This window comes from Sphingobium quisquiliarum P25 (genome assembly GCF_000445065.1).
Lineage (GTDB): Bacteria > Pseudomonadota > Alphaproteobacteria > Sphingomonadales > Sphingomonadaceae > Sphingobium > Sphingobium quisquiliarum.
The window spans coordinates 1-5630 of sequence record NZ_ATHO01000033.1 but is presented as its reverse complement, the minus strand read 5'-3'; the positions used below and the strand labels follow the sequence as shown (position 1 = coordinate 5630).

Here is a 5630-nt window from a genome sequence, read left to right as displayed (position 1 = left end):
TCGAGGCGCTGCGCGGCGCGCTCGACCTTGCGCCTGCCGACCGGGCCATCCGCAACAACCTGCTGCTGGCGCTCACCGTCAGCGGCCAGCGCGCCGAAGCGGACGCCATCCTCCGCCAGATCCGCGACGGCGGCGAGCAGGAAAGCCTGCGCCGCCATCTCGCCGCCGAAGCCGCCCGCATCATCAGGAAATAAGCCGATGTTTTCCCTGCTCCTTGCCGCCGCCGTTCCCGTCGCTCCCGCCGCTGACCAGGCTCGCCGCGTCATCGAATGGCAGCTACGCTCTCCCCCGCGCGAAGGCGACACCGCCGGGCTGTCGGCCGAAGAGGCGGAGGCCGTCCGCCAACGCTATCTCCAGTCGATCGGCGAGCGCCCGCCCCGGCCCGCCAGCGCCGATCGGGATGGCCGATGACCGCCATCCGCCGTCCCGCGCTCTGGCGTGACCGGCGCGGCGCGGTTGCGCCGATGATTGCCGCGCTGGGTGCTTCGCTCGTCGGCGCGGCGGGCTTCGCGCTGGATGCCGGGCTCTATTATACCGCCAATCGCGAATTGCGCGTCGCGACAGAGGCTGCCGCGCTCGCCGCCGCGATGAACCCTGCGCGGGCCACCGCCCGCGCCCGCGACGCGCTCAGCCGCAACGGCTATAATCCCGCGATCCTCCAGTCGGTCGAGCTTGGGCAATATTGCCCGGACGCCGCCCTTCCCTCCGCTCAGCGTTTCGATCCGGGCTTCACCCGCTGCCCCGGCAACGGCCGCGCCAATGCCGTGCGCGTGCGGACTGGAAAGCCCAGCCGCCAGTTCCTCACGCGCGTCCTGGGCAGCGCCAACCCCATTCCCGCGCTGGCCGCCACCGCAACCGCCGCCCGCATAGACGAGGCTGGCATCGGCATCTCGTCCGGCATCCTCACCGTCACCAATTCGCTGGTGAACAGCGTAAACGACCTGCTCGGCGCGCTGCTGGGCATCAAGCTCAGGCTCAGCACGGCGGATGTCGAAGCGCTGATGAGCAGCAACATCGACGCAGGCCGCTTCTTCGACGCACTGGCGGAGCGCGTAGGTGAAACCGGCACCTATTCGGATCTGACCGCGCGCACCGCCGGGCTTCGCGACCTGCTGCTCGCGGCGGCAAGCGCGGCGGATGATCCCGCGACGGCGGCGGCGCTGACGCTGGTGGCGGGGCAGATTGGCGGCGGCTATCCCGTGCCGCTCTCCGGCCTGTTCGGCCTTGGCGTGTGGAAGGACATGCCGGTGGGCGAAGCAGGCGACAGGCCCGCCCTGCGCGCCGGGATGAACGCCTATCAGCTTCTGACATTCGCCGTTCAATCGGGCGGCGGGGCGATCGACGCATCCGACGCGCTCAGCCGCGTGGTTTCCGGCACCACCGTCAGCATCGCCGCCGTCGCGACCGGCCCCATGGATCGCCCGCGCTTCTCCTTCGGCCCAGCGGGGGAAACCAGCGTCGGCACCTCCGCCCTCCGGCTGAAGCTGGACCTGGGGCTGAACCTGTCCATCCTCGGCATCGGGGTGGAGCCGGTTTCCGTGCTGATCGACATAGCCGCCGCGCGCGCGGACATCAGCGCGATCGACTGCCCAGACACGGCCGAACAGGCGCGCGACACGCGGGTCAGCCTTCTCGCCAGTTCCGGGCTGGTCAACGCCTATATCGGCCGCCCGCCCGCCAATGCGATGAGCAAGCCCATGCCCCCTCTCTCCGCCGATGACATTGCTCCGGCGCGCATCCTGACGGTGCTCGGCCTCATCAACGCCGATGTGCGCGCCGTGGCCCAGCCAGTGATGGGAAATAGCGGCACCTTGACCTTCGGCCCCGGCGGCCAGGGCACCATCGGCAAACCCGGCATGCCGGGCATATCGGCCAGCATCGGCAATGGATCGCAACTCGGCACGCTCATCGCCTCGCTGACCAGCAGCCTTACCGCGTCGAACGGGCTTCAGGTGACCGTCCTGAACCTCTGCATCCCGCCGCTGTGCAGCGTGTCAGGCACCCGCTCGGCACTGATCGCCGCGATCACCGCGCCGCTTACGGGGCTTGTCGGCACCACCGCCGACCCGCTGCTCGACAATCTGCTCAGGGCGCTCGGCATCCAGCTTGGTCATGCGACCCTGTGGGTCACGGGCGCGCGCTGCGGTGTGCCCGTACTCGTCTAGCGAGCTTGGCGGCGCGGCTTGTCCCTCCCCCGCGCCGCCAAACCTTCAACGGGAGGAATAAGGAAATGACCATGATCACCAAAGCCCGGAACTTCATCAATCGTCTGAAGAATGACCAAAGAGGCCTTACCGCCGTTGAATATGCGGTGCTTGGCGCTGTCGTCGTCGCCGCCATCGCGGCGGTGGGCGACACCTTCGATACGGAACTCACCCGCGCATTCACCGCCCTGTTCAATGAAGTGAATTGATCGCCGGCATGCGCTCGCGCCCTATGCTTGCCTGCGAAAAGGGCATGGCAGCGCTGGAGTTCGCCCTCGTCGCTCCCGCGCTGCTGATGCTCGTCTTCGCGATCATCATCTATGCCTTCTGGTTTTCCGCGCTGATGGGCGTCCGCCACGCCGCCGCCGAAGGCGCGCGGGCGGCGATGGCGGGTCTGTCAACTGCCGAACGCACGACCCTCGCCCGCGAAAGGGCGCAGACGGTGATCGACGGCTATGGCTCGCTGCTCTCATCGGGCAGCGCGCCGCGAATAGAGGCCGCCGCTGATGGAACCGGCATGTTCAGGGTGCGCGTCCGCTATGACATGAGCGGATCGGCGCTGCTGCGCTATGCCGCCTTCATCCCGATGCCATCGACCAGCATCGACGCCACCGTTCTGGTGACGAACGGCAGCTATTGAGGGGATCGCGCATACGCAATGCGCGGCAGTTCAGGCCGGGCGCGCCGCCAGCACCGCCGCGCGCACCTGGCCCAGCACATGGTCCAGATCGGCTTCGCCGGCGATGTTAAGGTCGACCGTCAAACCGCCCTTGCCGGTCTTCACCCGCCCGATCTGCTCGCCATTGATCACTATCGGCACATCGCCACGTTGCTCGCGGCGCGGTGCGGCGGCATCGCGCAACCGCGCCAGCACGGCCGCTGACGGGATCATGCTCTTGTCCTGCGCCGCGAGCGCCTGTTGTTCGGCACCGATCTTCCGCGCCTCGGCAATCATGTCCGCCCGCTGCTCCGGCCGCCGCAGCAAGGGGGTCAGCAGTTCCGAATAGCGCACCTTCAATTCAGCGCGCGTGGCGAAGGCATCGATCACCTCAGCTGGCAATTGCGCCAGCGCGAGCAAGCGGCTCAATTGGCTGTTGGACAGGCTGAGCGCTTCGGCCATGCGTGACTGGACGCCGCCATAGAATCGATCGACCGCCGCCTGATAGCTGCGGGCGCGGTCCAGGTCGCAAATATCGGCCCGCTCGCGATTTTCAATGTCGGCCAGCCGGAACGCCTCCTCATCGGGCATGTCGACGATCAGCGCGCTAAGGCGCAGTTCCGGCCGTCCATTATGGTTGAGCCAGTCGATCGCGAACCGCCGCCTGCTGCCGACCAGCAACTGGTAGGGCAGTTCCGCGTCGGGCGGGTTCAGGCGCACCAGCGCAGGAATCCGGTTTCCTCCCTCCGCCGCGATGGACTCGATCAGGGAGCGGCAGCTTTCAGCGGTAAGTCCCGGCTGATCGCGGGGATTGCCGTCCCATACCGCGCAGTCGGCGGCGCGGATCAGCAGGGGCGCTGCGCCCTGAACCCTGCTTTCGGCAAAGCTGGTCAGCCGCTCGTCCAGCCGGGTCAGCGCGTCCTGCTCGCCCCGCTCCGGCCGCGCTGGCTCATGGGAAAGGGTGGTCAAGATTTCGCGGATGAAGCTTGCCATCATCAGTCCCTGATCAATGTCCAACCGCTGCTGCATAGCGGCTCAGGCGGACCGGCGCGCCAGCAACTAGGTTCGCTTCGGTGCAAACACGCAAAAGGGCCTCTTGCGAGCACGCAACATCGTCAGTTCGGCAGGCGCTGTCCCCGCGAGTCCGCCGCCTGAAATGCGCTGTTGAACGCCGTCAGCGACGCGACCGTGGCGCTATAACCGGCGTTCAGCCATCCGCGCCGCAGGCTGGGTCTGCCCAGATGCGATCCGGCGACCCATTGGGCCTCTTCCTCTCTGGCGATGTGCAGGTGCCAGGGCGATTCCACCCCGTCCAGTATAACAATGGGACTCATGGTCCGTGCCAGGCCGATCAGGTGACTGACGCGCGCGCGGTTGCGGCCGGACTGATAGGCGGTGTGCATGAACGCGCTGTCGATCTTTATCGCATCGGGTGACAGCGCCATCAACTGACCGATGGATGCATGGCCCGACCCGAACCGGCCGATGGCGATGCGCACGCCGAGTTCGCGCAGGCCGCGCACGAACGCGACGGCATCGCGAAAATGGGGCATGCCGCCATTGTCGGCAATCTCGATCACCAGCCTGCGGGCAAGGCCGGGATCGCGCTTCAGCCGCTCAATCATGTCATTCCACCCCGTCTCCTCGCCCAGCAGGTTCAGCGACAGGCTCTGGCTGGAAATGGCGACGTTCAGGCAGGCCGCGGGGTCGCCTTCCAGTTCATCGATCACATCCGACAGCATCCGCCGGTCGAGCAGATAGGCCATGCCCAGCCGGTCCAGCGCGGCATAGCCGTCCGCGCAATCGATCTGCTCACCCATGTGGCCGACCCGGCGCAGCATCGCTTCATAATAGAGGATAAGGCCGGGGTCGTCAGGCTGCGCAACCGGACGCCAGGTGAAGAAGGCCGCGCCGCGCCGCACCAGCCGCATCAATCCGGCGGCGGCCGCCATATCCTTGCGATACTGCGCCACCGCCTCGTGCGAACGGCTGAAGATCTGCGCGCCTTGAAGGCAGGACAAGGCCAGCCGCCCTCGCGCCTCCGCCAGACTGTCGTCCAGCGGGTCCTCCATCGCGCTGACCGCCGCGCTTGCTGCCGACACGAACAATAATATCTCTTCGTCGCCCCATCGATATGGCTGCTCCATCAGCACGGAACAGAGCGTTTCCGCCGCCGATCTGCCGGGCAGGCATCGCAGCGGCGCGTGGCTCACCAGCAATTGCATCTCATGCCGGTGGACGCTGCGCAGCGTGGCGCGTCCGAAATGCCGTTCCGCCGTCCGCCGCAGATGCTCCATCGCGTTGCGCGCGGCCTCCGCGCCATAGGCGGCCTCGACGGCAAGATAATTGTTGAGGCTGATGACCATCAGCTGGCCGGTCCGATGTGCCGTCGCGGTCTGCAAGGCTATACCTTTCCTGATGATATTGGCGCGCCGTCCCGCGCGCATGAAGAAGGGTTTGAGGAGGCGGCACCAGCCGCCCCCTCGCCCCGCCTCCGCCCTTTGGCCTCGCAAGGGCATGGAGGCTTGGAAAACGCGCGCGATCCTGTGGGGCAAGGCCGCGCGCGCCCTCGTCACTTGCCCAGCAAGCCGCCGAGAAGGCCGGTTACCGGCGCAGCCGGGCTGCTCCCGCCGCCGCCTGCTCCTCCGGTGATCGGTGCCAGCAGGCCGCCCACCACGCCGGTCACTGGCGCGAGCACGCCGCCCACTGGGCCTTCGGGGCTCAGCACCGGCTTGAGCACGCCCGTGACGGGCGCCAGCGGCGATTCG

The 5630-nt window shown here is 67.7% G+C and carries 6 protein-coding genes and 2 pseudogenes; 5 read left to right on the top strand and 3 right to left on the bottom strand.

The genetic code is table 11. From position 1 onward, the window contains the following. The 5 genes and pseudogenes from L288_RS43430 to L288_RS26310 all read left to right on the top strand — a co-directional run. A pseudogene (locus tag L288_RS43430) lies at window positions 1-194 on the top strand (tetratricopeptide repeat protein); the annotation flags it as partial. A gap of 4 nt (window positions 195-198) precedes the next feature. Then, window positions 199-411, top strand: a complete 213-nt coding sequence (locus L288_RS26325) for a hypothetical protein (RefSeq protein WP_021237135.1) — start codon at window positions 199-201, stop codon at window positions 409-411. Then, window positions 408-2165 carry a TadG family pilus assembly protein gene (locus L288_RS26320; protein ID WP_021237134.1) on the top strand — a complete coding sequence of 586 codons (1758 nt, stop codon included), beginning with the start codon at window positions 408-410 and terminating at the stop codon, window positions 2163-2165. The genes L288_RS26325 and L288_RS26320 overlap by 4 nt, the downstream gene beginning before the upstream one ends. A 71-nt stretch (window positions 2166-2236) precedes the next feature. Next, a complete protein-coding gene (locus tag L288_RS26315; protein WP_031303943.1) occupies window positions 2237-2413 on the top strand; it encodes a Flp family type IVb pilin in 177 nt (58 codons plus the stop codon). Window positions 2414-2421: 8 nt separating this feature from the next. Continuing rightward, the gene (locus L288_RS26310; protein WP_031303940.1) at window positions 2422-2844 is read left to right on the top strand and encodes a TadE family protein; all 423 of its coding nucleotides are present in this window, start codon (window positions 2422-2424) and stop codon (window positions 2842-2844) included. A 30-nt stretch (window positions 2845-2874) separates the two neighbouring features. Here the strand turns inward: L288_RS26310 and L288_RS26305 are convergent, their stop codons facing one another. From L288_RS26305 to L288_RS43425, 3 genes and pseudogenes are all read right to left on the bottom strand, one after another. Further along, window positions 2875-3858, bottom strand: a complete 984-nt coding sequence (locus L288_RS26305; RefSeq protein WP_236613000.1) for a ParB/RepB/Spo0J family partition protein — start codon at window positions 3856-3858, stop codon at window positions 2875-2877. A gap of 119 nt (window positions 3859-3977) precedes the next feature. Next, window positions 3978-5264 (bottom strand): EAL domain-containing protein, encoded by a 1287-nt coding sequence (locus L288_RS26300; protein ID WP_021237130.1) that lies wholly within the window; start codon window positions 5262-5264, stop codon window positions 3978-3980. A gap of 170 nt (window positions 5265-5434) precedes the next feature. Continuing rightward, window positions 5435-5630: pseudogene (locus tag L288_RS43425) on the bottom strand (hypothetical protein); the annotation flags it as partial.

Excerpts from the sequence above, each read along its gene's own strand:
- L288_RS26320 (WP_021237134.1), top strand. The coding sequence starts at position 408 with ATGACCGCCATCCGCCGTCCCGCGCTCTGGCGTGACCGGCGCGGCGCG.
- L288_RS26310 (WP_031303940.1), top strand. The coding sequence starts at position 2,422 with ATGCGCTCGCGCCCTATGCTTGCCTGCGAAAAGGGCATGGCAGCGCTG.
- L288_RS26325 (WP_021237135.1), top strand. The coding sequence starts at position 199 with ATGTTTTCCCTGCTCCTTGCCGCCGCCGTTCCCGTCGCTCCCGCCGCT.
- L288_RS26315 (WP_031303943.1), top strand. The coding sequence starts at position 2,237 with ATGATCACCAAAGCCCGGAACTTCATCAATCGTCTGAAGAATGACCAA.
- L288_RS26305 (WP_236613000.1), bottom strand. The coding sequence starts at position 3,858 with ATGATGGCAAGCTTCATCCGCGAAATCTTGACCACCCTTTCCCATGAG.